Annotated in this window: 19 protein-coding genes; 8 read left to right on the plus strand and 11 right to left on the minus strand. The window is 61.0% G+C overall.

What is annotated here, in order from left to right:
- Positions 1-5: 5 nt before the first annotated feature.
- The 4 genes from ASG68_RS11650 to ASG68_RS11665 form a co-directional block, all read right to left on the minus strand.
- Entirely contained in the window at positions 6-1,421 is a 1,416-nt protein-coding gene (locus ASG68_RS11650; RefSeq protein WP_062578255.1) for an NAD(P)H-dependent oxidoreductase, read from the minus strand.
- Between the two features lie 163 nt (positions 1,422-1,584).
- On the minus strand, positions 1,585-3,102 hold the full coding sequence (locus tag ASG68_RS11655; protein ID WP_062578257.1) for a tripartite tricarboxylate transporter permease: 1,518 nt from the start codon (positions 3,100-3,102) through the stop codon (positions 1,585-1,587).
- Positions 3,103-3,140: 38 nt separating this feature from the next.
- Positions 3,141-3,587, minus strand: coding sequence for a tripartite tricarboxylate transporter TctB family protein (locus ASG68_RS11660; protein WP_062578259.1), 447 nt, complete (start codon positions 3,585-3,587; stop codon positions 3,141-3,143).
- Between the two features lie 97 nt (positions 3,588-3,684).
- On the minus strand, positions 3,685-4,671 hold the full coding sequence (locus ASG68_RS11665; RefSeq protein ID WP_062578262.1) for a tripartite tricarboxylate transporter substrate binding protein: 987 nt from the start codon (positions 4,669-4,671) through the stop codon (positions 3,685-3,687).
- A 241-nt stretch (positions 4,672-4,912) separates the two neighbouring features.
- Here ASG68_RS11665 and ASG68_RS11670 point away from each other — a divergent pair, with 241 nt between their 5' ends.
- A complete protein-coding gene (locus ASG68_RS11670) occupies positions 4,913-5,869 on the plus strand; it encodes a LysR family transcriptional regulator (protein WP_162243613.1) in 957 nt (318 codons plus the stop codon).
- An 8-nt stretch (positions 5,870-5,877) separates the two neighbouring features.
- Here ASG68_RS11670 and ASG68_RS11675 read toward each other — a convergent pair whose 3' ends face one another.
- Genes ASG68_RS11675 through ASG68_RS11685 form a run of 3 tightly spaced genes read right to left on the minus strand, consistent with a single transcriptional unit; the run spans position 5,878 to position 8,624 of the window.
- The gene (locus ASG68_RS11675; protein ID WP_062578267.1) at positions 5,878-6,654 is read right to left on the minus strand and encodes an SDR family oxidoreductase; all 777 of its coding nucleotides are present in this window, start codon (positions 6,652-6,654) and stop codon (positions 5,878-5,880) included.
- A gap of 11 nt (positions 6,655-6,665) precedes the next feature.
- Entirely contained in the window at positions 6,666-7,814 is a 1,149-nt protein-coding gene (gene dgoD / locus ASG68_RS11680; protein ID WP_062578268.1) for a galactonate dehydratase, read from the minus strand.
- Between the two features lie 45 nt (positions 7,815-7,859).
- Positions 7,860-8,624, minus strand: coding sequence for a FadR/GntR family transcriptional regulator (locus ASG68_RS11685; RefSeq protein WP_062578271.1), 765 nt, complete (start codon positions 8,622-8,624; stop codon positions 7,860-7,862).
- 196 nt (positions 8,625-8,820) lie between these two features.
- On the opposite strand from ASG68_RS11685, the gene ASG68_RS11690 reads away from it, so the two are divergent.
- From ASG68_RS11690 to ASG68_RS11705, 4 genes are all read left to right on the plus strand, one after another.
- A complete protein-coding gene (locus tag ASG68_RS11690; RefSeq protein WP_062578273.1) occupies positions 8,821-9,804 on the plus strand; it encodes an arabinose ABC transporter substrate-binding protein in 984 nt (327 codons plus the stop codon).
- A 166-nt stretch (positions 9,805-9,970) separates the two neighbouring features.
- Positions 9,971-11,503 carry an L-arabinose ABC transporter ATP-binding protein AraG gene (gene araG, locus ASG68_RS11695; RefSeq protein ID WP_062578275.1) on the plus strand — a complete coding sequence of 511 codons (1,533 nt, stop codon included), beginning with the start codon at positions 9,971-9,973 and terminating at the stop codon, positions 11,501-11,503.
- Complete coding sequence (gene araH, locus ASG68_RS11700; RefSeq protein ID WP_062578277.1) at positions 11,500-12,450, plus strand: L-arabinose ABC transporter permease AraH; 951 nt, start codon at positions 11,500-11,502, stop codon at positions 12,448-12,450. The genes araG and araH overlap by 4 nt, the downstream gene beginning before the upstream one ends.
- Before the next feature lie 4 nt (positions 12,451-12,454).
- Positions 12,455-13,342, plus strand: coding sequence for an aldose 1-epimerase (locus ASG68_RS11705; RefSeq protein ID WP_062578279.1), 888 nt, complete (start codon positions 12,455-12,457; stop codon positions 13,340-13,342).
- On the opposite strand, the gene ASG68_RS11710 is transcribed toward ASG68_RS11705, so the two are convergent.
- Positions 13,320-14,258, minus strand: coding sequence for an AraC family transcriptional regulator (locus tag ASG68_RS11710; RefSeq protein ID WP_062578281.1), 939 nt, complete (start codon positions 14,256-14,258; stop codon positions 13,320-13,322). The genes ASG68_RS11705 and ASG68_RS11710 overlap by 23 nt on opposite strands.
- Before the next feature lie 108 nt (positions 14,259-14,366).
- Between ASG68_RS11710 and ASG68_RS11715 the strand changes: the two genes are divergently transcribed.
- Complete coding sequence (locus ASG68_RS11715) at positions 14,367-15,569, plus strand: MFS transporter (RefSeq protein ID WP_062578283.1); 1,203 nt, start codon at positions 14,367-14,369, stop codon at positions 15,567-15,569.
- Between the two features lie 49 nt (positions 15,570-15,618).
- On the opposite strand, the gene ASG68_RS11720 is transcribed toward ASG68_RS11715, so the two are convergent.
- Complete coding sequence (locus ASG68_RS11720; RefSeq protein ID WP_062578285.1) at positions 15,619-17,742, minus strand: putative bifunctional diguanylate cyclase/phosphodiesterase; 2,124 nt, start codon at positions 17,740-17,742, stop codon at positions 15,619-15,621.
- A gap of 486 nt (positions 17,743-18,228) precedes the next feature.
- Between ASG68_RS11720 and ASG68_RS11725 the strand changes: the two genes are divergently transcribed.
- Both ASG68_RS11725 and fba read left to right on the plus strand, forming a co-directional pair.
- The gene (locus tag ASG68_RS11725; RefSeq protein WP_062578287.1) at positions 18,229-19,251 is read left to right on the plus strand and encodes a class 1 fructose-bisphosphatase; all 1,023 of its coding nucleotides are present in this window, start codon (positions 18,229-18,231) and stop codon (positions 19,249-19,251) included.
- Between the two features lie 12 nt (positions 19,252-19,263).
- Positions 19,264-20,328: a class II fructose-bisphosphate aldolase gene (gene fba / locus ASG68_RS11730; protein WP_062578288.1), complete on the plus strand. Its 1,065-nt coding sequence runs from the start codon at positions 19,264-19,266 to the stop codon at positions 20,326-20,328.
- Between the two features lie 147 nt (positions 20,329-20,475).
- Here the strand turns inward: fba and ASG68_RS11735 are convergent, their stop codons facing one another.
- Positions 20,476-22,173, minus strand: coding sequence for a glycerol-3-phosphate dehydrogenase/oxidase (locus ASG68_RS11735; protein WP_062578337.1), 1,698 nt, complete (start codon positions 22,171-22,173; stop codon positions 20,476-20,478).
- Between the two features lie 14 nt (positions 22,174-22,187).
- A complete protein-coding gene (locus ASG68_RS11740) occupies positions 22,188-23,711 on the minus strand; it encodes an FGGY-family carbohydrate kinase (protein WP_062603992.1) in 1,524 nt (507 codons plus the stop codon).
- Positions 23,712-23,738 lie beyond the last annotated feature (27 nt).

Below are 23,738 nucleotides of genomic sequence, written 5' to 3' on the forward strand. Positions count from 1 at the left end.
CTCCTTCAGGACAGGAACATTCGGTCCTGGAGACGGCGGATCTCCCAGAGCTTCGATCCCTGCGGTTCTTCCACCATGTCATAGGTGATCAGCGTGCCGGCCGGGATATCCACCTTTGCGCGGTTGGCGGTCAGGAGATGGGCACAGGCCGGATTGCCCGTGGCAACCGGGACGGCGGGAATGATCCGCGCCTTCATCATCGGATTGTGGTCGTTGCCGAAGACTTCGCCCGCCTTGATATCGCGCGCCGCGACCTTGGCGAGATCGTAGCGCGGCCGGTAATCGTCGGAGCCGGTGTCGATCCCGAGCAGCCCCGCCATCAGCAGCGATGTCGCGGTCTCGACGCCGCAGAGATGGTAGGGCCGGTAAATCACGGCCGCTGTGTCGTCATAGTTCGGAATCTGGCCCTTGGTGGTCAGGATGTGGTTGGAATAGGCGTTGTCGCAGCGCACGACGAGGAACACGCCGCCGCCAAGACCGGATTCGTCGGGGCGCCGCAGGCATGTGGCGAGATCGATCGTATCGCCGCGCTCGAACAGGCCGCCATTGGCGGTCTCGCAGTAGACGATCGGGATCTCGGTGATGCGCAGCGGTGCGTGCACGAGCGTATCCACCGCTGGCGTCATGCCGGTGTAGTTGGCGGCAACGGTGATCTCGCAGAGGTCATAGGCCCCCGGCTGTGGCAGGCGCGCGAGAATATCCTTGCGGCGAGCTACATACTCTTTGACCTGCCCCTCGGGGATCATGGCCAGCCACTTGCGCTCTTCGCCGGTGACATGGATGGTCTCGACATAGGGCGCGTGGATTTTCTTGTCGGTCTTGATCGTCACCGTGCCGGCCGCTTCGTCGAAAACGAATTCACCGTCGGTCGCCTTGCCGCCGGACAGAACTGTCAGGCCGACCGATTTCGCCCATTCGTAGAACTGGATCAGCAGTCCGTGCTGGTCGCCATCGACGGGCGTGTAGATGACGCCTGCGTCCTTCGCCAGCCGCTTCAGCATTGGCCCAACGGCAACGTCGCAATCCTTGGTGACCATGGCGACATGCTTTCCGGCCTTGATCGCCTGCAATGCGTATTTGACGCTGGCTTCCGGCGAGCCGCTGCTTTCGCAGACCACCTGCACGGCGCCAATGCGGCCGATGATTTCGGGCCGGTCGGTGTAGATAGAGCGACCCTCGGCGATGTGTAGCTGCGCTTCCTCCGCCGTCTCCGCGCAACTCGTCTTCGCCATGTCGAAACCTGCCTTTTCATAGGCACCGCGGGCAGCGTCGAGCGAGATGTCGGCGACGGCGACGACGTTCAGGCGCGGCGTATAGGGGGACTGGGTGACAATCGCAGTGCCGTAATTGCCTGCGCCGATAATGCCGACATTGACCTCATCCACCTTGGCGAAGCGGGAATAGAGATGATGATAAACCATTGACAAAATTTCCTTATTTCAATCGCTCGCGCTTCGCGCAGCTGAGTGAACCGGCCTGAAAAAGGCACGCATTTTCCCGCCCGGCGCTCAGGTTCATTTTTGAGCGCCGTTGATCGGGGTCGGAGGGAAAGCCGGGCGGATCTATCGCGCCGCCCGGGACATCTTATTTGGCGATCGTATTCGCCAGGTCGTTCCGGCGTTTCGCCCGCCGCGAAACCAGCCAGGGAGAGACGAGGAGGACGATGGTGATGGCGATGATCGCCAGCGCGATCGGGCTCTGCACGAAGACCGAGAGATCACCATCGGAGGCAACGAGGGTGCGGCGAATACCACGCTCGAGGATCGGCCCGAGGATCATGCCGAGAACCAGCGGCACCGGCGGATAATCCAGCTTCATCATCAGATAGCCGAGAATGCCGAAGCCGATGACCAGCACCACCTCGAACATCGAATTGTTGATGCCGAAGATACCGAAGCCGATGATGGCGATCACGGCGGGAAACAGGAAGCTGGGCCGGACAAAGGCGCAAGTGGCAAGGATCGGGGTCAGCAGGATGGTGATCGCCACCAGCGCCAGATTGCCGATGTAGAAGCTGCCGAAGATCGTCCAGACGAATTCCGATTGCGTCTGGAAGAGCATCGGACCCGGCTGCAGGCCGATCATCAGGAGGCCGCCCATCAGAACCGCCGTGGTGCCGGAGCCGGGAATGCCGAGCGCGAACATCGGGATCATGTTGCCATAGGCGGCGCTGTTGTTGGCGGCTTCGGGTGCTGCGACGCCTTCAAGTGCGCCATTGCCGAAGCGTTCCGGGTGTTTCGACGTGCGCTTGGCGAAGGCATAGGCAATCATCGTCGCGGCCGTGGCACCTGCGCCGGGCAGGATGCCGATGAAGAAGCCGATGAGCGAACCGGAGCCCAGTTCCCGCCAGCATTGCAGGGTGGCGCGTACATCCGGAAACAATTCACGAAAGCGGAAGCGGCTGCCTTCCTCAGACTTGCCGATCGACGGCGGCGTGGCATACATCTCGGCCAGACCAAAAAGGCCAACGGCGATGATCGAAAATTCGATACCGTCGAACAGGCGCACTTCGCCGAAATCGAAGCGCGGCAGGCCGATCATCGGGTCCAGGCCGATCGTGCCGATGAACAGCCCGAGAAACAGCGACATCATCGCCTTGTTGAGGTCTTTTCCGCCGAGCACGCTGACCAGCGATAGCGAGAAGACCATCAGCGCCGTCATTTCGATAGGACCGAAGGCGATCGCGGCCTTGGCGATGGTGGTGGCGAATGCGGTCAAGAGCAACAGTCCGATCAAACCACCGATGAAGGAGGCCGCGATGCTGAGGCCAAGCGCCGCGCCCGCCTTGCCGTTGCGCGCCAGCTTGTGGCCGTCGATGACGGTCATGGTCGCAGACGCGTCGCCGGGAATGCCGAGCAGGATGGCGGTGACAGCGCCACCGTATTGGGCGCCGTAATAGACGGCACCGAGGGCGGCGATGGCCGAGGTTCCGTCGAAGCTGACGGCGACCGGCAGGAGGATCGCGACACCGGCGGTCGGTCCGAGGCCGGGCAGCGCGCCGATGAAGAGGCCGATGATCGCACCGACCATGATTGCCGCGAGAACAGTCGGTTGCGACGCAGCGACCAATCCATCAGCCAGCAATTGCCATGAATCAAACATGAGGACGTTTCTTTCCGAAGGTCAAAGTGGCCCGAAGGTCAAAGCAGAGGAATGGCCAGCACGACGCCGAAGACGAGATAGAGGATACCGGCCATGCCCAGGGCGATGCCGCCGACGGCCAGAAGCGAACGGATATCGCGGGCGCCGAAGACCATGCCAATGGCGATCATCAGCAGCACCGAGGCAGCAATCATGCCGATGAAGCCGGAGAGAACGACGAAGCCGCCGAGCGCAAGACTGACCAATCCAACCCGGACGATCTCCGCCTGATCGACCGCGCCGAGCAGCCGCGAATGCCTGAGATTGCGGATCAGGTTGAGTGCGGAAAACAATGCCAGTCCAGCGCCGATCCAGAAGGGAAAGAAGCCGGCTGCCGGCACAGCGCCATCCTGATAACCGTAGTCCAGGCCCTGCCAGACAATGTAGATGCCGAGAAGGGTCAGAAGGGCCGAAAGGCCGATGTCGAAGCTGCGTAGAGGTATCACTGCATTTCTCCTGGGACAGCGGCGCATGGGCACCGGCTGGCCGCGATAGGAGACCCCCGCCGGTCGCGGGGGTCACGGTGTCACACGGTCAGGCCAATTACTTGATGAGGCCGAGTTCGCGCATCAGGGTTTCGTAACGTGATGACGTCGCGATAACTTCCGCTTCGAATGCCTTGCTGTCGAGGAAGATCGGGATCTCGTTGAAGCGGTCTACATATTGCGCACGCCATTCCGGGCTTTCGGCTACCTGCTTCAGAATAGCTTCCCAATAGGTAACGGCCTCAGTCGGAACATCCTTCGGCATGATGATGCCGCGCAACTGGGTATGGACGATATCGTACCCAAGCTCCTTGAAACTCGGAACATCAGGCAGCGAACTCATGCGCTCGCCGGAGGTCACCGCGATCGCCCGCATGGTGCCGGCATTGACCTGTTCGAGGATTTCGTTGGGATTGCCGAACAGCAGATCGAGATGCTTGCCGAGCACGGCCGCCATCACTTCGCCTTCCCCATCATAGGGAACGACCTTGATCGAGGCACCGGTTTCCTTGTTGAGCATATGCGCCAGAAGCGCCGGATCGGAGACCGCACCCGCCGTGCCGATGGTGAGGCCGGTTGCCTTCTTGATATCGTCGATCGTCTTGATCTCGGAATCGGCGGTAACTGCGAGAATGTAGGGCGAGCGGGCGATAGCCGCGAGCGGTGTGAAATCGCGGTAGCTCAGCGGCATCTTGCCGAGCAGCGGTGTGGTGAAGAAGCTGACGCCAACACCGCCGAGATAGTAGGGATCGCCCTTCTGGCCGTTGATGAACGAATAGCCGATCGCGCCGGAGCCGCCAGGGCGATTTTCGACCAGCATCTTCACCGGAATCAGCTTCTTCTCGTCGATAACCTTGACCATCGTGCGGGCGATGATGTCGCTACCGCCACCGACGCCGAAGGCGACGATATAGTTCATGGTCTTGCTGGGATAATCATCGGCTTGCGCCACCGATGCCAGCATCGGCTGCATGGCCAGCAGCGCCGCGCCACAGGCCAGCAACAGCCGGCGTTTCACTCCCTTGCGGGTGTCATGTCTTTCCATCAATCTTCCTCCCAAATCTCTGTCGACTTGCGGACGATCCCTGCCAGGTGTCCGCCATCGTCGCGTGATCGATTTACGGATGCAACCGCCCGACATTCCTGTGTCGCAGCAAGGCCTGCATTTCGCGTTCGATCCAACCTCCCATCGATGCCAGCAACCTCTTCCCGATTGCCGCCAGGGAAGATTGGCCCGCGAGGGGTGGCGAAGCAAGTATATTAATGATACCAATTGGTCTCTCTGGATGACCAATAGATTGCCGATGGAACTGATCAACGACATCAATCTGCGCCTGTTCCAGACCTTCCTCGCGGTCGCGAGCGAGGGAAGTTTTCGGCTTGCTGGGGAAAAGCTGAACCGCGCCCATTCGGCCGTCAGCATTCAGGTTCGGCAGCTTGAGGATCAGTTGCAGGTCAAGCTTTTCGAGCGCACCACGCGCAGCGTGAAACTGACCGAGGAAGGCGCCAAACTGCGCGACAGCCTGCGCAAGGCGCATTTCGAAATCCTGCATGGCTTGCGCGAAATCCGCGAAGCCGCCGATCTCAAGCGCGGGCAGCTTTCGCTGGCCAGTTCCTCGCACCTGGCCTCGATTTACCTGCCGCCGATCCTAACCGGGTTCGTGCGCCAATTTCCCGAAATCGCGGTCACGATCCGCGAATTGACCTCAACAGATCTCTACGAAGCGGTGAGAAAACAGGAGGTGGACTTCGCGCTCGGTCCGCATGCCGAAGACATCGCATTCGACTTCACGCCGATTCTCGTCGAGCCGCTTCATGCTGTCGTCCATCCCCGCTTCGTTGCGGAGCGTCGCGACAGCATCACATGGCGTGAAATTTCGAATTTCCCGATCCTGCTCCAGGCACCCCAGACAGCCATGCGGAAAATCGTCGACCGCGTCTTGCAGGAGAACGGTCTGGAGACGACCAATCGCTATCAATTCATCCAGGCAGAGACGATCATCGCCATGGCCGAGGCCGGTCTCGGCGTCGCCATACAACCGAGCACCCGCGTGCAGAAACAGCCTCTGCTGCACGCCCGAGCCATCCCGCTGACAGAGCCGACTATACGCCGCGCCATGTCTCTCATCCGGTTGAAAAACCGCACCCTTTCACCGGCCGCACGCTATCTTGCCGACAAGATCATCGTCGAAATCCGCCGGACCAGCGCGTATTCCTCAGAGGATTGGGTCGCTGACCCGTGATCTCGGCATCACGGATGATGCAGGACGCTGACCCCGCCGTCGACCGTCAGGCATGTCGCGTTCATGAACGTGCATTCGTCCGAGATCATGAAGAGCGCCGCCTTGGCGATTTCGGCCGGTTCGGCAATGCGCCGGCCGGGATGCAGCTTCATCGTTTCCGCTTCGGCAGTGACGGGGTCGGGAAAGCTGTTCCAGTAGTCGATAACCTTCTGCGTCCGCACATAGCCCGGCGCCAGCGCATTCACCCGCACCCCCTGCCCCGCATATTCAAGACCCAGCGCCTTGGTCATGCCCAGCAGTGCATGCTTGGTGACCGGATAGGGAAAGGTGTGGGGAATGATCGTGAAGGCGTGGGTCGAGGCGATATTGAGGATGGCACCGCTGCCCGCCTCGATCATGCTTGGCAGGACCGCCCTGCAGCAATTCCAGGCACCTTTCAGGTTGATGTCGAAGCATCGCTCCCAATCGGCATCGGACAGCTTCAGCGCTTCGGAGAAGACGTTGACGCCGGCATTATTGACGAGAGCGTTCGGCTGGCCGATCTCCCCGGCCGCCCGAGCGATGGCTGCGTCGATTGCGGCGGCATCCGTGATGTCGGCCGAGGCATGACCAACGCGACCACCGGTCGCCTGCAGGTGCTCCGCCTGGGCCGAAAGCAAATCGGCATCGCGATCGATGAGAAACACCGCCGCCCCTTCCGCCAAAAAGGCCTCTGCCATCGCGAGGCCGATGCCCTGTGCGGCACCGGTAATGACAATACGCTTTCCCTCAAGCCGTCCAGCCATGCCTCCTGCCCTCACCACTCGGCGACGCTGCCATCTTCATGACGCCAGACGGGATTGCGCCAGCGGTGGCCTTCCTTGGCCCGCTCGATGACATAGGCCTCGTTCACTTCGATGCCGAGACCGGGTCCCTGCGGGATGGAGACGAAGCCATCCTCGTAGCGGAACACTTCCTTGTTGGAGATATAGTCGAGGATGTCATTGCCCTTGTTATAGTGGATGCCGAGGCTCTGCTCCTGGATGAAAGCGTTGTAGCTGACGGCATCGACCTGCAGGCAGGCGGCAAGCGCGATCGGCCCGAGCGGGCAATGGGGCGCAAGCGCCACGTCATAGGCTTCCGCCATCGCCGCGATCTTGCGGCATTCGGTGATGCCGCCGGCATGGGAGAGGTCCGGCTGCAGGATATCGACATAACCGTCCGCCAGAACCGACTTGAAATCCCAGCGTGAGTAGAGCCGTTCACCGAGCGCAATCGGCGTCGAGCAATGATTGGCGATTTCCTTCAGGGCTTCGCGGTTTTCCGAAAGCACCGGCTCCTCGATGAACATCAGCTTGAACTGCTCAAGTTCCTTGGCCAGAACCTTTGCCATCGGCCGATGCACGCGGCCATGGAAATCGACGCCGATGCCGATATGCGGACCGATCGCATCGCGAATGAGGCCAATGGTCTCGATGGCCTTATCCAGCTTCTCGTTGGTATCGACGATCTGCAGTTCCTCGCAACCATTGAGCTTGATGGCCTTGAAGCCGCGCGCGACGACATCACGGGCATTGTTGGCGACATCGCTCGGACGGTCGCCGCCGATCCAGCTGTAGACCTTGATCCGGTCACGCACCTGCCCGCCCAGCAGCGAGTGGATCGGCTGGCCCAGCGCCTTGCCCTTGATGTCCCAGAGCGCCTGGTCGATGCCGGCCAGCGCCGACATGTGGATGGCGCCGCCGCGATAGAAGCCGGCGCGGTACATGACCTGCCAGTGATCCTCGATCAGGAACGGGTCTTTGCCGATCAGATAGTCCTCAAGCTCGTGCACGGCGGCCTGAACCGTCAGCGCACGCCCTTCGACGACCGGCTCGCCCCAGCCGACGATGCCCTCATCGGTCTCGATCTTCAGGAACATCCAGCGCGGCGGGACAATATAAGTGGTCAGCTTGGTGATTTTCATGATGGAACTCGTGTTCGAAAAGAGAGTGCCGGGATTGTAGCCGGATCATTCGCCTGCCGGCGCGGGATGTTTTTGCGCGGCAATAGCAATGTCGCGGGCGGCAACGTTGAGCATGCGGTTGGAACAGTCACGAGCCGCCGCCTTGTCGCGCATGCGCAGGGCTTCAACCAGTTGGCGATGGACTTCGACAGCCTCGTCGCGCCTCTCCACCACCTCGTTCGAGGCATGAAGAGAGAATTCCAGCGCTGCGCGAATGATGCTGGCGAGTTGCATGAAAACCTGATTGTGGCTCGCCTTCAAAAGTGCCGCGTGGAAGGCAACGTCGGCCTGGGTAAAGGCCTCAAGATCGCCTTCGGCATCGCGCATCATCTCCCAGGCGCGCTCGATCTCGCCGACTTCCTGGGCCGTTGCCCGTTCTGCGGCAAACTCGGCAGCAAAAGGCTCGATGGCTCTGCGCGCATCGAGCACGCATGACAAGAGGTCGAGTTCGAAGATGCGTGGCCCGATCCATTCCAGCACCTGCTGGTCGAGGATATTCCATTCTTCCTTGGCGCAGACGACCGTGCCGACACGCGAACGCCCACGCACGAGCCCTTTGGATTCGAGGATTTTCAGGGATTCGCGGATGACCGTGCGGCTGACGCCATAGCGAAGGCACAGCTCGTTTTCCGTCGGCAGGAAAGCGCCTGCAGGGAAGACATCGGCAAAGATGTCCGTGGCAATCGTGCGCGTCACGTTCTTCTGCACACGCGGCCGACGCACTGGCCCGCCGTCCTGCAATGCATCCACGCGCTCACCGTGTTCTGCCATTCTCCATCCCACTCCCGATGCGTCTGCAGCGATCCATAAACCGTTTCGCTTCCGATGGCGACGGTCAGATTCATATCAGACCCTTACCAATGTCAGACACAGATACACAATTCATCATACAAAGACAATTGACCAATATGATGAAAGCCGATAAATAGGCATGACTGCAAACGCAGTTACTTTTGGGAGAGAGACAATGGGTTTTATCAAGGCAGCCCTTTTGGCTGGCACCGTCGCCGTATTCGCCGCAACCTCCGCCTTCGCTGAAGACATCAAGATCGGCTTCGTCGTGAAGCAGGCCGAAGAGCCGTGGTTCCAGGACGAATGGAAGTTCGCCGAAGTCGCCGCCAAGGAGAAGGGCTTCACCCTCGTCAAGATCGGCGCCGAAGACGGCGAAAAGGTCCAGTCGGCCATCGACAACCTCGGCGCACAGGGCGCGCAGGGCTTCATCATCTGCACGCCGGACGTCAAGCTTGGCCCCGGCATCGTCGCTAAGGCTGCCGCCAACGACCTCAAGGTCATGACCGTCGACGACCGCCTCGTGAATGCCGATGGCAGCCCAATCGAAGACGTGCCGCATATGGGTATTTCCGCCACCAAGATCGGCGAAGCCGTCGGCCAGACGATCGTCGACGAGATCAAGAAGCGCGGCTGGGACATGAAGGATGTCGGCGCGATCCGCGTTTCCTACGACCAGCTGCCGACCGCCGTCGACCGTGTCGAAGGCGCGCTCTCGGTACTGAAGGCCGCCGGTTTCCCGGAAGCCAACATTTTCGACGCTCCGCAGGCCAAGACCGACACAGAAGCCGCCCTGAACGCTGCAACCGTCGTTCTCAACAAGAACGCTGGCATCAAGCACTGGGTAGCCGTTGGCCTCAATGACGAAGCGGTTCTGGGCGCTGTTCGCGCAACCGAAACCGTCGGCATCGCCGCCGACAGCATGATCGGCGTCGGCATCGGCGGTGCGGATTCGGCCATTAACGAGTTCAAGAAGCCAGCTGCCACCGGCTTCTTCGGCACCGTGATCATCTCGCCGAAGCGCCATGGTTATGAAACCGCGCTCAACATGTATGACTGGGTTGCCAACGGCAAGGAGCCGGAAAAGCTGATACTGACCGCCGGTCAGGTCGCCCTGCGCGACAACTATGAGACGGTTCGCAAGGACCTCGGTATCGAATAATCATCCTTCCGGGGATCAATTCGCCTGGCGGCACTAGAGTTTGTCAGGGAAAAGTGGAAACCGGTTTTCCCGAAAAGACAAACGAAAACAAAGAAATCTGGAGTCTGTCTGGTTCAATATGAACCTGACAGACTCCAGTCGCCGGGTTCCCTTGCGGGGTGGAGCTATGCAGGACTTTCTCGAATTCAAAGCGATATCCAAGGGATATCCCGGCGTGCAGGCGCTTGCCGATGTTTCCTTCTCGGTGAGGAAGGGTACCGTCCACGGCCTCATGGGCGAAAACGGTGCGGGCAAATCGACGCTCATCCGCGTGCTTTCCGGTGACCAGTCCGCCGATGCCGGCGACATCCTGATCGATGGCAAGGCGCAGCATTACCGATCGGTGCGGGATGCCTTCGACGCAGGTGTCATCGTTATCCACCAGGAGCTCCAGCTCGTTCCCGAACTGACCGTCGCCGAAAACCTTTGGCTTGGCCGCTTTCCCGGCAAGGCCGGTGTCATCGATCGTGGCCAGCTCATCCGCGTGGTGAAAGAAAAGCTGGCCGAGATCGGCATTGATATCGATCCCGCCGCCAAGGTCGCCTCCCTTTCCATCGGCGAGCGTCAAATGGTCGAGATCGCCAAAGCCGTCATGGCTGATGCTCGCGTTATCGCGCTCGACGAACCGACCTCATCGCTCTCTTCGCGCGAAAGCGAAATCCTGTTTGCACTGATCGACCGGCTGCGGGCGCAGGGCAAGGTCATCCTGTACGTTTCTCACCGCCTCGACGAAATTTTCCGGCTCTGCGACAGCCTGACCGTGCTGCGTGACGGCAAGCTTGCCGCGCACCATCCGGAAATCGCCAAGACCACCCGCGAGCAGATCATCGCCGAAATGGTCGGTCGTGAAATCGCCAATATCTGGGGTTTTCGCCCGCGCGAACAGGCTGCAGTGCGGCTTGAGGTCAAGGACCTGGCCGGTCGCAAGCTGCCGAGTCCGATCAGTTTTTCCGTGCGGCAGGGCGAAATTCTCGGTTTCTTCGGCCTCATCGGCGCCGGCCGCAGCGAGATGACCCGCCTCGTTTATGGCGCGGACAGCCGCTCACAGGGCAACGTCAGTGTCGATGGCCAGACAGTCGCTGCCGACAGCCCGCCGCATGCCATTCGCGCCGGCATCGTGCTCTGCCCGGAAGACCGAAAATTCGATGGCATCATTCAGGGCCGCAATATCGAGGAGAACATGGCGATCTCCTCGCGCCGCCATTTCTCGCCCTTCGGCATTCTGCAGCCGAAGAAGGAAGCCGAGCTTGCCGATCGCTTCATTGCCAAGCTGCGCGTGCGCACCCCGTCCCGCAAGCAGGAAATCGTCAATCTCTCCGGCGGCAACCAGCAGAAGGTCATTCTCGGCCGCTGGCTTTCCGAACAGGGCGTGAAGGTCCTGATCATCGACGAGCCGACCCGTGGCATCGATGTCGGCGCCAAGTCGGAAATCTATGAAATCCTCTATGAACTCGCCGGTCAGGGCATGGCGATCGTCGTCATTTCCAGCGAACTGCCGGAGGTGATGGGCATCACCGACCGCATCATGGTCATGTGCCAGGGACGGGTGGCCGCCGATATCCAGCGCGCCGATTTCGACGAACGCCGTATCCTCGCCGCCGCCCTTCCCGATGTTTCCTCCGCAGGCGAACTTCCCAACCAACAGGTCCAGTCGCGATGACGTCTCTCAAAAAACTCCTCCTCGGCGAGCAAGGCCTCGTCGTGATATTCGCCATCGCCTTTGCCATCGTGGCGCTGACGGTTCCGAACTTCCTGACCGAGCGTAACATGCTGGGCCTGTTGCAGTCCGTCGTCACCATCGGCATCGTTGCCTGCACGATGATGTTCTGCCTTGCATCACGCGATTTCGACCTTTCGGTCGGCTCGACGGTTGCCTTTTCCGGCATGGTCGCGGTCATGACTTCGAATGCCTCGGGCTCGATCATCGTCGGTCTGATCGCAGCCCTTCTCTGCGGCGGTGGCGTCGGCCTCGTCAACGGCGTGGTCATCGCCCGCTTCCGCATCAATGCACTGATCACCACGCTCGCCACCATGCAGATCGTGCGCGGCCTTGCGCTGATCGCCTCGGATGGCCGCGCTGTCGGCATCAACGACCCCGGCTTCTACCAGCTTGCCCTGTCGAAATTCCTCGGCATCCCGACGCCGATCTGGGTGATGGCCATCTTCTTCATCATCTTCGGCTTCGTCTTGAACCGCACCGTCTTCGGCAAGAACACGCTGGCGATCGGCGGCAATCCGGAGGCCTCTCGCCTTGCCGGCGTCAACGTCTCCAACATGCGTATCTGGATCTTCGCGCTGCAGGGTCTCGTCTGTGCCGTCGCCGGTGTGCTGCTTGCCTCGCGCATCACCTCGGGTCAGCCGAATGCCGCTACGGGACTTGAACTCTCGGTCATCTCGGCCTGCGTTCTGGGTGGCGTATCGCTGGCCGGCGGTCGGGCCGCCATGACGGGCGTCATCGTCGGCGTGCTGATCATGGGCATCGCAGAAAACGTCATGAACCTGCTGAATATCCAGGCCTTTTACCAGTATGTCGTGCGCGGCCTGATCCTGTTGCTTGCCGTGCTGCTCGACAACCTGCGCTCGGCGGCGGCCGGCCGGCGTAGCTGACGTCATGACAGGAGATGTCATCCGCCTCGAAAAAGGCGGGCTCGTGATCGATGTGAGCCCGCTCGGCGGATCCATCCTGTCCGCGAACTGGCATGGCATGCCCTTCCTGAAACCGGTGGCATCGCCGGGTCTCGCATCGCAGGTGTTTGGCGCGGAAGCCTGCTTTCCGCTCATTCCCTTCGGCAATCGCATCGAAAACAACCGGTTTCATTTCGAGGGGCAGGACCATGTCCTGCAGCCAAACACCGCCGATCCGCTTGTTCTGCATGGGGACGGATGGCTGCAGGGATGGGAAATCCTGAAACAGGCGCCGGACGGAATTGTCTTCCGCTACGTCCACGACCTGAACGAAGGTTCCCCTTTTGCCTATGAGGCCATCCAGGCCATCGATATTTGCAACGACAGCTTGAGCCTGTCGCTGACGATCACCAACAAGGCGACACGGCGACTGCCCTATGGGCTCGGCTTCCACCCCTACTTTCCGCGGACCCCGGCGACACGGCTGTTTGCCAATGTGAAACGCTATTGGTCCGAGCGCGAAAACCACCTTCCGGGAGAAGCCGGTCCACTGCCGACCGATCTCGACTTCCCCAACGGCACGACACTGCCCGGGCGGTGGCTGAACAACGCCTTCGCCGGCTGGGACGGAAAGGCACGGATCGAATGGCCGGAAATCGGGATGGCTTTGTCGCTGGAGGCCGACGCAATTTTCGGCCATTTCGTTCTTTATTCGCCATCGGAAGACGGCGAGTTTTTCTGCCTCGAGCCGATGAGCCACCTCCCGAATGCCCACGCAATGGAGCGTTTCGAAGGGCTTGTCACGCTCGATCCGGGTCAACAACTAGGCGGCCGGATGACGTTGCGCCTTGTTAAGCCAGCCCACTCCCGTTGACCGTCCGGCTGTCGCGAGAACGGCTGGGCGATGCGCCGATGACACGCTTGAAGGCCCGGCTGAAAGATGCCTCGGATTCGTAGCCGAGACGCTCGGCAATCGTGGCCACCCGCTGCCCCTCCCGAAGCCACTGATGGGCTTGGTGCATGCGCATTTTGGCGACATAGCGGGCCGGCGTCTCGCCGACCACTGTGGCGAACCTCTCAGCGAAGGCGGACCGGGACGCTCCCATGTGGCGCGCGAGTTCGCCGACACTCCAGTCATAGGCAGGATCGAGATGAATGGCGGCAAGCACGCGGCCAACATCAGGATTGCGCACGGCGGCCAGCCAGCCCGTTGAATCGCCGCAGCCATGTTCGACCCAGGTCCTTATGATCGTTGCGGTGAGAACATCGGCGAGGCGTGAAAGGATGCCGCCAGCCCCGACGCGGTTCATCTCTGCCTCCCGCGTCATCGCATCGAGCAGAAGCGGGATCGTCGGCTCGCTCCCCGCCAAATCGCCCGTCCGCATGACATCCGGCATCAATTCCAGCAGCGGATGCCGTTTGTCGACGTTGAAACGCATCACGGCGAAGAATAGCAGGTTTCTGCTGTCCGGGCAGGGACATTGCAGATCGATGATGCCATCGCAGAGGCGCTTGCGGGTCATGCAGTCCACGGAGATTGGCGGAACACCCGGCTGGCTGGCCAGGACATGCGCATCGCCGCGCGGCAGGAGGACGGCGTCGCCGGGATGCATTTCCATCCACTCACCGGAAGGCGATTGCAGGAAGGCATGTCCGGCCGCCAGAAAATGAAACCGCGCCTCGGCCTGCGCCGGATAGGATGTCGCCCATGGTGCAGACGGCTGACAGCGACCATATTCGACACCGTCCAGCCTCAAGCCGCGCAACATCTCGGTCAGTGGATCGTTCATCTGGAAATCCGATCATTTGGACGAATCGTCATGTCTTATGGATTTTTCAGCATAGAAACACCAGGGCGCTCCGTCTAGCCTTTCTATCCAAAATGATGGAGTCAGCAGATGAATGACAAACAACCAACCGGCTTTCTCGACGATGACGCACGGCCGTTCTGGGCCGGCGTGATTTCTCTTTCTCTCGGAGTCTTCGGACTGGTCACGGCAGAATTTCTGCCGGCAAGCCTGCTGACGCCGATGTCGCACGACCTTGGCGTCAGCATCGGCGCGGCCGGACAATCCGTCACCATGACCGCAGTCGTCGGTGCCATTGCCGGCCCTGCCGTGGTGGTCGCGACCAGCCGCTTCGACCGGCGCTATACGCTTCTGGGGTTGACCGCGCTTCTGATCCTGTCGAGCGCACTCGCTGCGCTGTCCAGTGGAATGTCCATGTTGCTTTTGTCGCGCGCCCTGCTCGGCATCGGTCTTGGTGGTTTCTGGGCCATGTCGCTTGCATTGGCCATGCGACTGGTGCCTGAACGACTGATGCCTCGCGCGATGGCCATCATCATGGGCGGTGTTTCGGCAGCGACTGTCTGCGCGGCACCGGTCGGTGCCTGGGTGGGTGAATTGATGGGCTGGCGATCGGCCTTTGTCATCACCGGGGTTCTCGGCGTTGTGGCCCTTCTTGCCCAGGCCCTGACGCTTCCAGCCATGCCGTCTACCGGCAGTTCCAACCTCGGCACGATGGCGACCGTGCTTCGCCGGCCGGTCATCCGCATCGGGCTCTTGACGATCCTGCTTGTCGTGGCCGGGCATTTCGCTGGCTTTACCTTCATCCGGCCGTTCCTTGAGGATGTGCCGCATTTCGGCGTGGAAGGCGTATCGGGCACACTGCTGGCTTTCGGGATCGGCGGCTTCTTCGGAAACTTCTTCGGCGGCTTCGTTTCCGAGCGCAACACGGCCTTGTCGATCACGCTTGCTGCCGCCGGCATCGCCATCGCTGCCTTTGTCCTGAGCTTCGCAGGCGCCTCGCCGGTGATCGCCACCGTAGCGACCACTTTCTGGGGCTTCGCGTTCGGCGCTCTTCCGGTCAGCGTCCAAAGCTTCGTGACCCAGGCCGCATCTGACGAGCCCGAGAGCGCAGGCGCGTTGACGCTCACCACCTTCCAGGTCGCCATCTCAAGCGGCGCGGTGTTCGGCGGCCTGATCGTCGGCCCTCACGGTCCGGCTGGCGTTCTCGCCTTTGCCGGATTGTCTGCCCTCCTTGGCGCAGCCCTGATCGGCTTTGCTGGTCGCACGCGGCTCGCGGACCCGGCGGAAGCCTGAAACACCCAGGCTCTTTGCCTTGGTCCGGGGCAGGCCTAACAGGCCTGCCTCAGATTGCCTTCTGGATATTCGCGATTGCCAAAGCCTTCGCCAACGCGGCGGGTGTCGGCTTTCCATAAAGGTAACCCTGCCCCAGTTCGCAGCCGAGATCGGCGAGCATCTTGACGATCTCCTTGGTCTCCACGCCCTCCGCGACGGCCGGCAAGCCGAGGTTTCGCGCCAGCGAGATGACCGCCGAGACGATGCCTTCGCTTTCCCGATCCCGTTGCATCGCCATGACGAAAGAACGATCGATCTTGATCTTGATCTTGTCGAAATTCAATTCCCGCAGCATGTAGAGGTTGGAATATCCCGCGCCGAAATCATCGAGCGCCGTCTTGACGCCCGCCGCACGCAGCGCCTCCAGAATGCCCCGAGCCATCTCAAAGTCGGCGACCAGTGCGGTCTCCGTGATCTCCACCTCCAGACGGCGGGGAGAAAAACCTTCACCGGACAGTACAGCCAGTATCTGTACGGGTAGATCGGCGTCCTTCAGTTGAACGGCTGAAAGGTTGATCGACAAGGTCATATGCGTCGGCCAGTCCCGTGCATCCCGGCACGCCTGCCGAAGGAGCGGCCAAGTCATTGCCGAGATCAGCCCCATCTGTTCCGCCAGGGGGACGAATATCTCAGGCGAGATATCGCCGCGAAGCTTGTCGTGCCAGCGTGCCAGCATTTCGAAGCCATAGATATGGCCGTCCTTCATGCTGACGAGCGGCTGGTAGAATGGCTTGATCTCTTCGTTCTCGATGGCCGCTCGCAGATCCTTCTCCAGATCGGCGGAGAGGCGCAAGATCTCCTCCATCTGCGGCTCGAACCAGCAGAGTCTGCTCCGACCATCCCGCTTTCCCTGATAGAGAGCAAGATCGGCTGCGCGTAACAGAGCTTCGGGCTCGGCGGCGGCGGACGGACAGGAGGCGATACCGATCGTCGCGGAAATCTCGACGGAGGTGCCGTTGACGGAAATCGGTTGCTCCAGCAATGCCAAGGCCTTCTGTGCCACATCTTGCGCATAGGCGTCATGGTCCTGCTGGTCATCTTTCAGAATAACGGCAAATTCGTCTCCCCCGAGACGGGCGGCGAGATCGCCGCGGCCGAGCACGCTCTTGAGGCGTGTCGCAACCTCGCAGAGCACGAGGTCACCGACCGCATGTCCAAGCGTGTCATTGATCGGCTTGAACCGATCGAGATCGATCATCAGGACGGAGCAGGGCTGTGATCCTGCCTGTGTTCGCGCGACGGCGTCTTCCAATGCATTTGTAAACACCCGGCGGTTGGGCAGGCCCGTCAGGGCGTCGTGGCGCGCGAGCATCTGCGCCTCCTCCTGGGCCAGACGTGTCGCGGCATGGGCCGCCTCCAGTGCCAGTGCATTCGCGCGGAAGACCTCGAAGGCTTTCGCCATGTCGCCGATCTCGTCGTCGCGGTTGAGCGCCGGTAAAACGACCTCGCGGTCTCCCCGCGACAATTTCGTCAGGGTCTGCGTCATGGCCCTCAACGGGCGTGTGATCATCACTCGCGCCCGATAGATCAGGAGACCGGCGAGCAGTATTCCACCGATCGAAAGGCCCGTTGTCCAGTCAATCGTCTTGTGAATGAGTGCATCGACCCCTTCGGCATGCCCATGAACCTGCTGGAATGTGGCGCCGTATAGGGTCTCGATTTCATCATCCACCCGGATATGAAGCGCCTTCATATCGTCGGGCAGCTCGATCGTGGAATCGTGTCTCGGCTTGCCGAGTTGCCTGACCCAGTCATCGTGCCTCAACAAAAGCATACGCCAAGCCGATTGGAAGGGCGCAAGAGCCGCCTCATCCTGACCTTCGACCGCGATGAAATCGGCCCCCAGTGCAGCGATCTCGGACCGATTTTTCTGGACGGCAGATGCTGCCAGCGCTCGCTCTCCATCATCCGATGCCAAGGCCAGGTCGATCTCGGCAAGTCGGAAATCCGCAGTGTGATGGGCGATTTGCGCGAGGATCTGAGAGGATCGCAACAGGCGTCCCTCAAGTGTTTCGAGATTTTCGTCGATCGCATGCAAGCCGCTGATCGTCGCGACCGAAAGCGCGAAAACAATGAGCGTGAACGATGCCGCGAAGGCTGAGAGACGCTGCTGGATCGATAATGAAGCAAACATGGAGAGGCCGAAAAATCCCGTTACAGCATCACATTATCAAGCGATCGTTAAAAAGCGCTGCACACGAGATGCAGAATGAAGCGGGTGCTGCCTCAGGATCATTGCTGGCTGAAACGTCTGGACGAACCAACTTCCTGGACTTCAGAACGTGGTCTCGGATCAACCTGTGATCACAGCTTCCACAGCACCCAAAAGTTCGGTTATTCAGGGCGTTTTGTTATTATAACATTTTTTGTTGTGATAATAATGTGATTATGTTAATTAGCCTCTCATAACAAAGGGAGGACGAAATGCAATTTGGAAAATGGGGATTGCACCAACACGTCAGTGATATCGACGCACCGCGAGCCAATGCCAGTCGGGAACACGATTCCGCAGACCGAAAGTTCCAAGCCGGCGCACGCCATCGCAAATCTCTGGAAAACTTCACATCAAAGACGGCGGCTTGCATTTCGAACGCAGTGCTGTCCAGAAGAGGTGCGTGACATGAGCCCCGCAGCTTCCCTGGTTCTCGAGGGCGACGCACCCACCCTCTCGCAACAGAGTGTCGAAGATTATCTCGCTGCCTGGGCAGGTCGCGATGATGGCCTCCTGTCGATCACCGCGCTGATACGTTCCATCCTTGAGGGTTCAGCCATTCTCGCCGCACGCATCGCGGCCGGCAGGCTTCCGGGCGATCCCGGCAGGCTTGTCGGCGCCAACACGGATGGAGACCGGCAAAAATCTATCGATGTCGGCTCGCACCGTCTGTTTGTCGATCTCCTTTTGGAGGCCGGTGCGGCCGAGATTCTCTCCGAGGAGGCAGACAAGCCGGAAACGAACGACAATGGCGGACCCTTTGCCGTGGCGATCGATCCGCTCGACGGGTCCGGCAATGTCGGTCTTGGCGCACCGCTTGGCACGCTGTTTTCCATTCTGCCGGTCGCAAACGATGGCGATACGTTCCTGCAACCCGGCAAGGCACAGGCGGCAGCCGGCTATGTCTCCTACGGCAATTCCGTCGATCTCGGTTTTTCGGTCGGCGAAGGCTTCGTGCTGGCGACGATGGATCCGGAAACCGGCCGATTCCTGATCTTGCGGGAAAATGTGTCGCTGCCGGCGGAGACATCCGATCTCGCCTTCAACGCTTCTGTATACCGACATCTGAAACCGGGAATGCGGCGCTATGTTGATGATTGTCTGCAGGGCAGGGATGGGCCGAGATCACGGAACTTCAACATGCGCTGGCTTGGCGCCGCCGTCGGTGAACTGCATCGGATCATGCAGCACGGCGGGCTGTTCTTCTATGTCGGCGACAAGCGACCGGGATACGAATTCGGGCGGCTTCGCCATGTCTACGAGGCCAATCCCATCGCCTTTCTCTGCGCGGCCGCCGGCGGCAAGGCGACGGATGGCATCCTGCCGATCCTCGATCAACGGCCGTCCAGCCACCATGGACGCATCCCGCTCGTCTTCGGTTCATCCACTGAGGTCGAGATGATCGCCAGCTACATCCAGAACACCAACTGAGGGGATAATCACATGGCAAGAATCACACTCCGGCAACTGCTCGACCATGCTGCCGAACACGGCTACGGCGTGCCGGCCTTCAACATCAGCAACATGGAACAGGCATTAGCCATCATGGAGGCGGCGGACCAGACCCGGTCGCCGGTGATCATGCAAGCCTCGCGCGGCGCGCGCAGCTATGCCCATGACATCATGCTGCGCCACATGATGGACGCGGTGGTGGAAATCTATCCGCATATTCCCGTCTGCGTTCATCTCGACCACGGCAACGAGCCAGCCAATTGCATGACGGCGATCCAGGCCGGCTTTACCTCGGTGATGATGGACGGCTCACTCAAGGCCGACGGCAAGACGCCGGCCGACTGGGAATACAATGTCGGCGTCACCCGGCAGGTCACCACCATGGCCCATTTCGGCGGCATTTCCGTGGAGGGCGAACTCGGCGTACTTGGCTCGCTCGAAACCGGCATGGGCGAAGCGGAAGACGGTCATGGCGCTGAGGGGCAACTCAGCCACGACCAGTTGCTGACTGATCCCGAGGAAGCCGTAAAATTCGTTCGCGAAACCAGGGTCGATGCGCTCGCTGTCGCCATGGGCACAAGCCATGGCGCCTACAAATTCACCCGCAAGCCGGATGGCGACGTGCTGGCGATGAATGTTATCGAGGCCATTCACCGGAAGCTGCCGAACACCCATCTCGTCATGCACGGCTCATCCTCCGTGCCGGAGGAACTGCAGGAGATCATCAACAGGCATGGCGGCGCAATCAAGCCGACCTGGGGCGTTCCGGTCGAGGAAATCCAGCGTGGCATCAAGCATGGCGTGCGCAAGATCAACATCGACACGGACTGCCGTATGGCGATGACCGGCCAAGTTCGCCGCGTGTTGACCGAGGATCCTGCGGAGTTCGACGTCCGCAAATACATGAAGCCCGCTATGACGGCTCTGAGCAAGCTCTGCCGTGAGCGCTTCGAGCAGTTCGGCACGGCGGGGTATGCGGATGCGATTGTGCCACTCACGCTGTCGCAGATGGCTGCGCGATACAAGTCCGGAGCGCTTGATCCGGTGGCTGCATAAAACGCCGAATACCCCACACTCCGTCATCCTCGGGCTCGACCCGAGGATCTCATCCGGTTTAATTTTCTTCTATTTTTCAGAGGCTTACCAATAGTCCAGCAGACCCCGGGTCGAGCCCGAGGATGACGGAGTGTGTGGTGCCAGCATTTACAAATGAACGCGGTTGAAGCGCTGCAGGTGCGCTGACACTGCAGCGACCTCCTCCGTCCTCTTCTCCTCGCTCCATCCCAATTCCGCCGCTGCCACGCGTGAAATTTCGTCCAGCGCCTCGGCGCTCAGCCGTCCCTCGATTGCCAGCGTCGTGCGGCGCATGACGATATCGGCCAGATGCTCGACCATTTCCGTTCGGGCGATCCAGTCGATCTCGGCAACACTGTAGCCAGGCACATGTGTGAGTTCGGCATCCCCTGCCCCATCGCAAATATGATTCATAACCGGATCAGCCGTCGTGCCGTAGCGAGCGAGCAGCACGGCGATGCGTTGTGGAGCAAGACCGGTGCTTGTGGCGCGGCCGGCAATCCAGGTCTTGCGGGTTGCGTCATCGATCGGGAAATCGCGCCCGCCGCCGATCGCCAACATCTGGGTGCTCTTGGCCCGCGCCTTGCCGATCCGGGCCAGGATCGTGTCGGCGACCTCCTCGGCGAAACCGCGAAATGTCGTCCACTTGCCGCCGACGAGAGAAATGATCGCGAACGGCCGGCTCTCCACCGGCTCGATGACCGGGGCGGAATGGTCGCGGCTGATCAGGCCCGGCTGGCTGGCATCGGACGCCGGAAGCGGCCGGATACCGCTATAGGCATAGACGATCTGATCGCGGTCGAAACGCAGCCGCGGAAGCAGTGAACGCAGGCTGGCGATGAAATAATCGATCTCGTCATCCTCGCAGCGCACATTTTCCGGATCGGCCGCCTTGATGTCGGTCGAGCCCACCAGTGCCAGGCCCAGATATTCGTAGACAAGGCAGATGCGGCCATCATCGGCCTCGAAGTAGATCATTCGCCCCTTGAGGCTCTTCACGAGTTCGGGATGGCTGAGCAGGATATGCGAGCCCTTGGTGCCGCCGATCAGCTTGCTTTCTGCACCAAGCGTCGCATTGACGTGATCGATCCATGGGCCGGCTGCATTGACAGCTACGCCACCGCTCGCTTGCCATTCCGCACCCTGTGGATCGCGGAAGGTCAGAACACCGTCCTGCTGGCCGAGCAAAGATGTGAAATTGGCCGCGCGGGAACCCGGGCTGGCGTCTAGGCCGTCCCTGACCAGTTCCCAGACGAGCCGCTCCGGCCGACTGATCTTGGCATCATAGTAGATGCCGCCGGCGACAATGCGCGGCGTCACCTCGGGCATTTCGGCAAGAGCCCTTTTGCGGAACATGAACTGGTGCTTCGGCATCACCCGGTGACGGGCGCCGTAGAGATCGTACAGCGCGAGGCCGATCTTGATCAGGATCGCGCCCCGGCTGCGTGGCGCGGTGGTCGAGCCGAACAATGTACGGATTGCGGCGAATGCACCCTTCATCAGCGAGAAGGACGGAATGAAGGTTGGCAGCGGCTCGACGCAATGCGGCGCGTTGCGCAGCAGCAGATTGCGCTCCAGCGTCGACTGGGCGACGAGGCCAAGCTCGCCGGTTTCGAGATACTTGATCCCACCGTGGATCAGTCGCGAAGGCGCGGCGCTGGTGCCGGACCCGAAATCGGCCTTATCGACGATCAGGCATTTGACATCCTGCAGGCAGAGATCGCGAAACAGCCCCGCCCCGTTGATCCCGGCGCCGAGGATGATCACGTCGAATTTTTCGACAGTGCCCGCGCCGGCTCGCATCTGGTTTTCATTCGCATCAGTCATGGCATGCATCCTGTTCACTGTCCCGAACCACCAAGGCGTCGCAGCCTCGGCCAAAGTGGCTTCATCGCTTCGGCAAGGTCGAGGAACAGTTGGTATTTCTCTTCATAGGCATGGCTGCGCTCGGCATCCGGCTGATAGAGCGTCTCGATTAAGGCGAGATCGCGCGGGTCGGCGGTCGGAGACGAAAACAGACCGACGCAGGCCCCGGCGCAAAGTGCAGCACCCCAAGCGGCGGCCTCTTCGGTCCGGGTCGCCGTGACCGGCATGCCGAGGATATCGGCGAACAGGCCGGCCATGGCCGGATTGCGGGAAATTCCGCCCGTTAGCCGAGCCGTCTTCGGTGCAAATCCATCGCGCAAGGCATCGATATGGATGCGGTGGTTGAAGGCGATGCCCTCCAGCACCGCCCGCACCAGATCACCGCGATCGTGCCAGGCATTCATACCCGAAAAGCCTGCGCTCGAAGCACCGCCAAAGGGCGAACCGAACAGATAGGGATGGAAGAAGACGCTGGATGGACGGTTGCGCGCCGCCTCGAATTCCTTGCCGAGGATGGCATGGATACTCTCGCCAGCGGCTTCCGCCTTTGCCGCGTCGGCGGCGCAGAACTGGTCGATGAACCAGTCGTAATTGGCGGTGGAAGCCGGAGAGATCGACATGTTGTTCCACTCGCCAGGCAGGATACCGTTGCGGCAGAACCAGCGCGCATCCACCTTCGGCACATGCGATACCGTCTCGTTGATCGAATAGGTGCCGGCGATGACGGCGATCACACCTTCGCCATAGCCGCCCATACCGAGCGCGGATGCCGTGACATCATGCAGGCCGGCGACGACGGGCGTTCCCTGGACAAGACCGGTCAGCCGCGCGGTCTCCGCCGTCACGCCACCGACGATCTCGGTCGAGCCGGCCATGGGCGGTTGCCTGCCGGACAGTGCCTGCAGGCCAAACAGCGCGAAGGCGTCGCTGGAATAATCCTGTGTCTGCACATCGGTGAAAGAGGTGCTGGCCTCGGTGCGGTCGGTGCCGATAGTGCCGCAGAGACAGAAGCGCAGCCAATCCTTGGCGGCGATGAAATGGGCGATCCGGGCGTAACGTTCCGGCTGGTGGTCGCGGATCCAGGCAAGAAGAGCCGATGGTGCGGAGGCGTGTGGCTTCTGGCCGGTCAGGTCCAGCGCGCGGTCTCCCACCTCGCCCCGGTTCCAGTCGTCGGCCAGTTCCGCCGCCCGGGTATCGAGCGACACGATCGCAGGGCCAAGCGGACGCCTGTCATCATCGAGCAGGTAGATGCCGTCACCATGTGCCGTCGCGGCGATAGCAACAATGTCTGACGCCGGGCGGCCGCAAGCGGCCACGGCTTCGCGGATCGCGTCCGCCGTTGCCGCCCACAGCCCGTCCATATCGCGCTCGACATGCTGCGGCTCGGGAATCAGTTGCGGAACGCGCCGGCGCGCAATGGCAAGCGCCGTTCCGGTCTCATCGAAAATCACGGCCTTCGTGACAGTCAGGCCGCTGTCTATCCCCATGATGCAGGGCATGCGTTTCTCCATTCTCCATTCGAGTGG

Source organism: Rhizobium sp. Leaf453 (assembly GCF_001425605.1).
Lineage (GTDB): Bacteria > Pseudomonadota > Alphaproteobacteria > Rhizobiales > Rhizobiaceae > Pararhizobium.

Bases quoted from the DNA above. Each gene is read 5' to 3' on its own strand.
- ASG68_RS11650 (WP_062578255.1), bottom strand. From the start codon at position 1,421: ATGGTTTATCATCATCTCTATTCCCGCTTCGCCAAGGTGGATGAGGTC.
- ASG68_RS11655 (WP_062578257.1), bottom strand. From the start codon at position 3,102: ATGTTTGATTCATGGCAATTGCTGGCTGATGGATTGGTCGCTGCGTCG.
- ASG68_RS11665 (WP_062578262.1), bottom strand. From the start codon at position 4,671: ATGGAAAGACATGACACCCGCAAGGGAGTGAAACGCCGGCTGTTGCTG.
- ASG68_RS11670 (WP_162243613.1), top strand. From the start codon at position 4,913: ATGACCAATAGATTGCCGATGGAACTGATCAACGACATCAATCTGCGC.
- ASG68_RS11675 (WP_062578267.1), bottom strand. From the start codon at position 6,654: ATGGCTGGACGGCTTGAGGGAAAGCGTATTGTCATTACCGGTGCCGCA.
- dgoD (WP_062578268.1), bottom strand. From the start codon at position 7,814: ATGAAAATCACCAAGCTGACCACTTATATTGTCCCGCCGCGCTGGATG.
- ASG68_RS11685 (WP_062578271.1), bottom strand. From the start codon at position 8,624: ATGGCAGAACACGGTGAGCGCGTGGATGCATTGCAGGACGGCGGGCCA.
- ASG68_RS11690 (WP_062578273.1), top strand. From the start codon at position 8,821: ATGGGTTTTATCAAGGCAGCCCTTTTGGCTGGCACCGTCGCCGTATTC.
- araG (WP_062578275.1), top strand. From the start codon at position 9,971: ATGCAGGACTTTCTCGAATTCAAAGCGATATCCAAGGGATATCCCGGC.
- araH (WP_062578277.1), top strand. From the start codon at position 11,500: ATGACGTCTCTCAAAAAACTCCTCCTCGGCGAGCAAGGCCTCGTCGTG.
- ASG68_RS11705 (WP_062578279.1), top strand. From the start codon at position 12,455: ATGACAGGAGATGTCATCCGCCTCGAAAAAGGCGGGCTCGTGATCGAT.
- ASG68_RS11710 (WP_062578281.1), bottom strand. From the start codon at position 14,258: ATGAACGATCCACTGACCGAGATGTTGCGCGGCTTGAGGCTGGACGGT.
- ASG68_RS11715 (WP_062578283.1), top strand. From the start codon at position 14,367: ATGAATGACAAACAACCAACCGGCTTTCTCGACGATGACGCACGGCCG.
- ASG68_RS11720 (WP_062578285.1), bottom strand. From the start codon at position 17,742: ATGTTTGCTTCATTATCGATCCAGCAGCGTCTCTCAGCCTTCGCGGCA.
- ASG68_RS11725 (WP_062578287.1), top strand. From the start codon at position 18,229: ATGAGCCCCGCAGCTTCCCTGGTTCTCGAGGGCGACGCACCCACCCTC.
- fba (WP_062578288.1), top strand. From the start codon at position 19,264: ATGGCAAGAATCACACTCCGGCAACTGCTCGACCATGCTGCCGAACAC.
- ASG68_RS11735 (WP_062578337.1), bottom strand. From the start codon at position 22,173: ATGACTGATGCGAATGAAAACCAGATGCGAGCCGGCGCGGGCACTGTC.
- ASG68_RS11740 (WP_062603992.1), bottom strand. From the start codon at position 23,711: ATGCCCTGCATCATGGGGATAGACAGCGGCCTGACTGTCACGAAGGCC.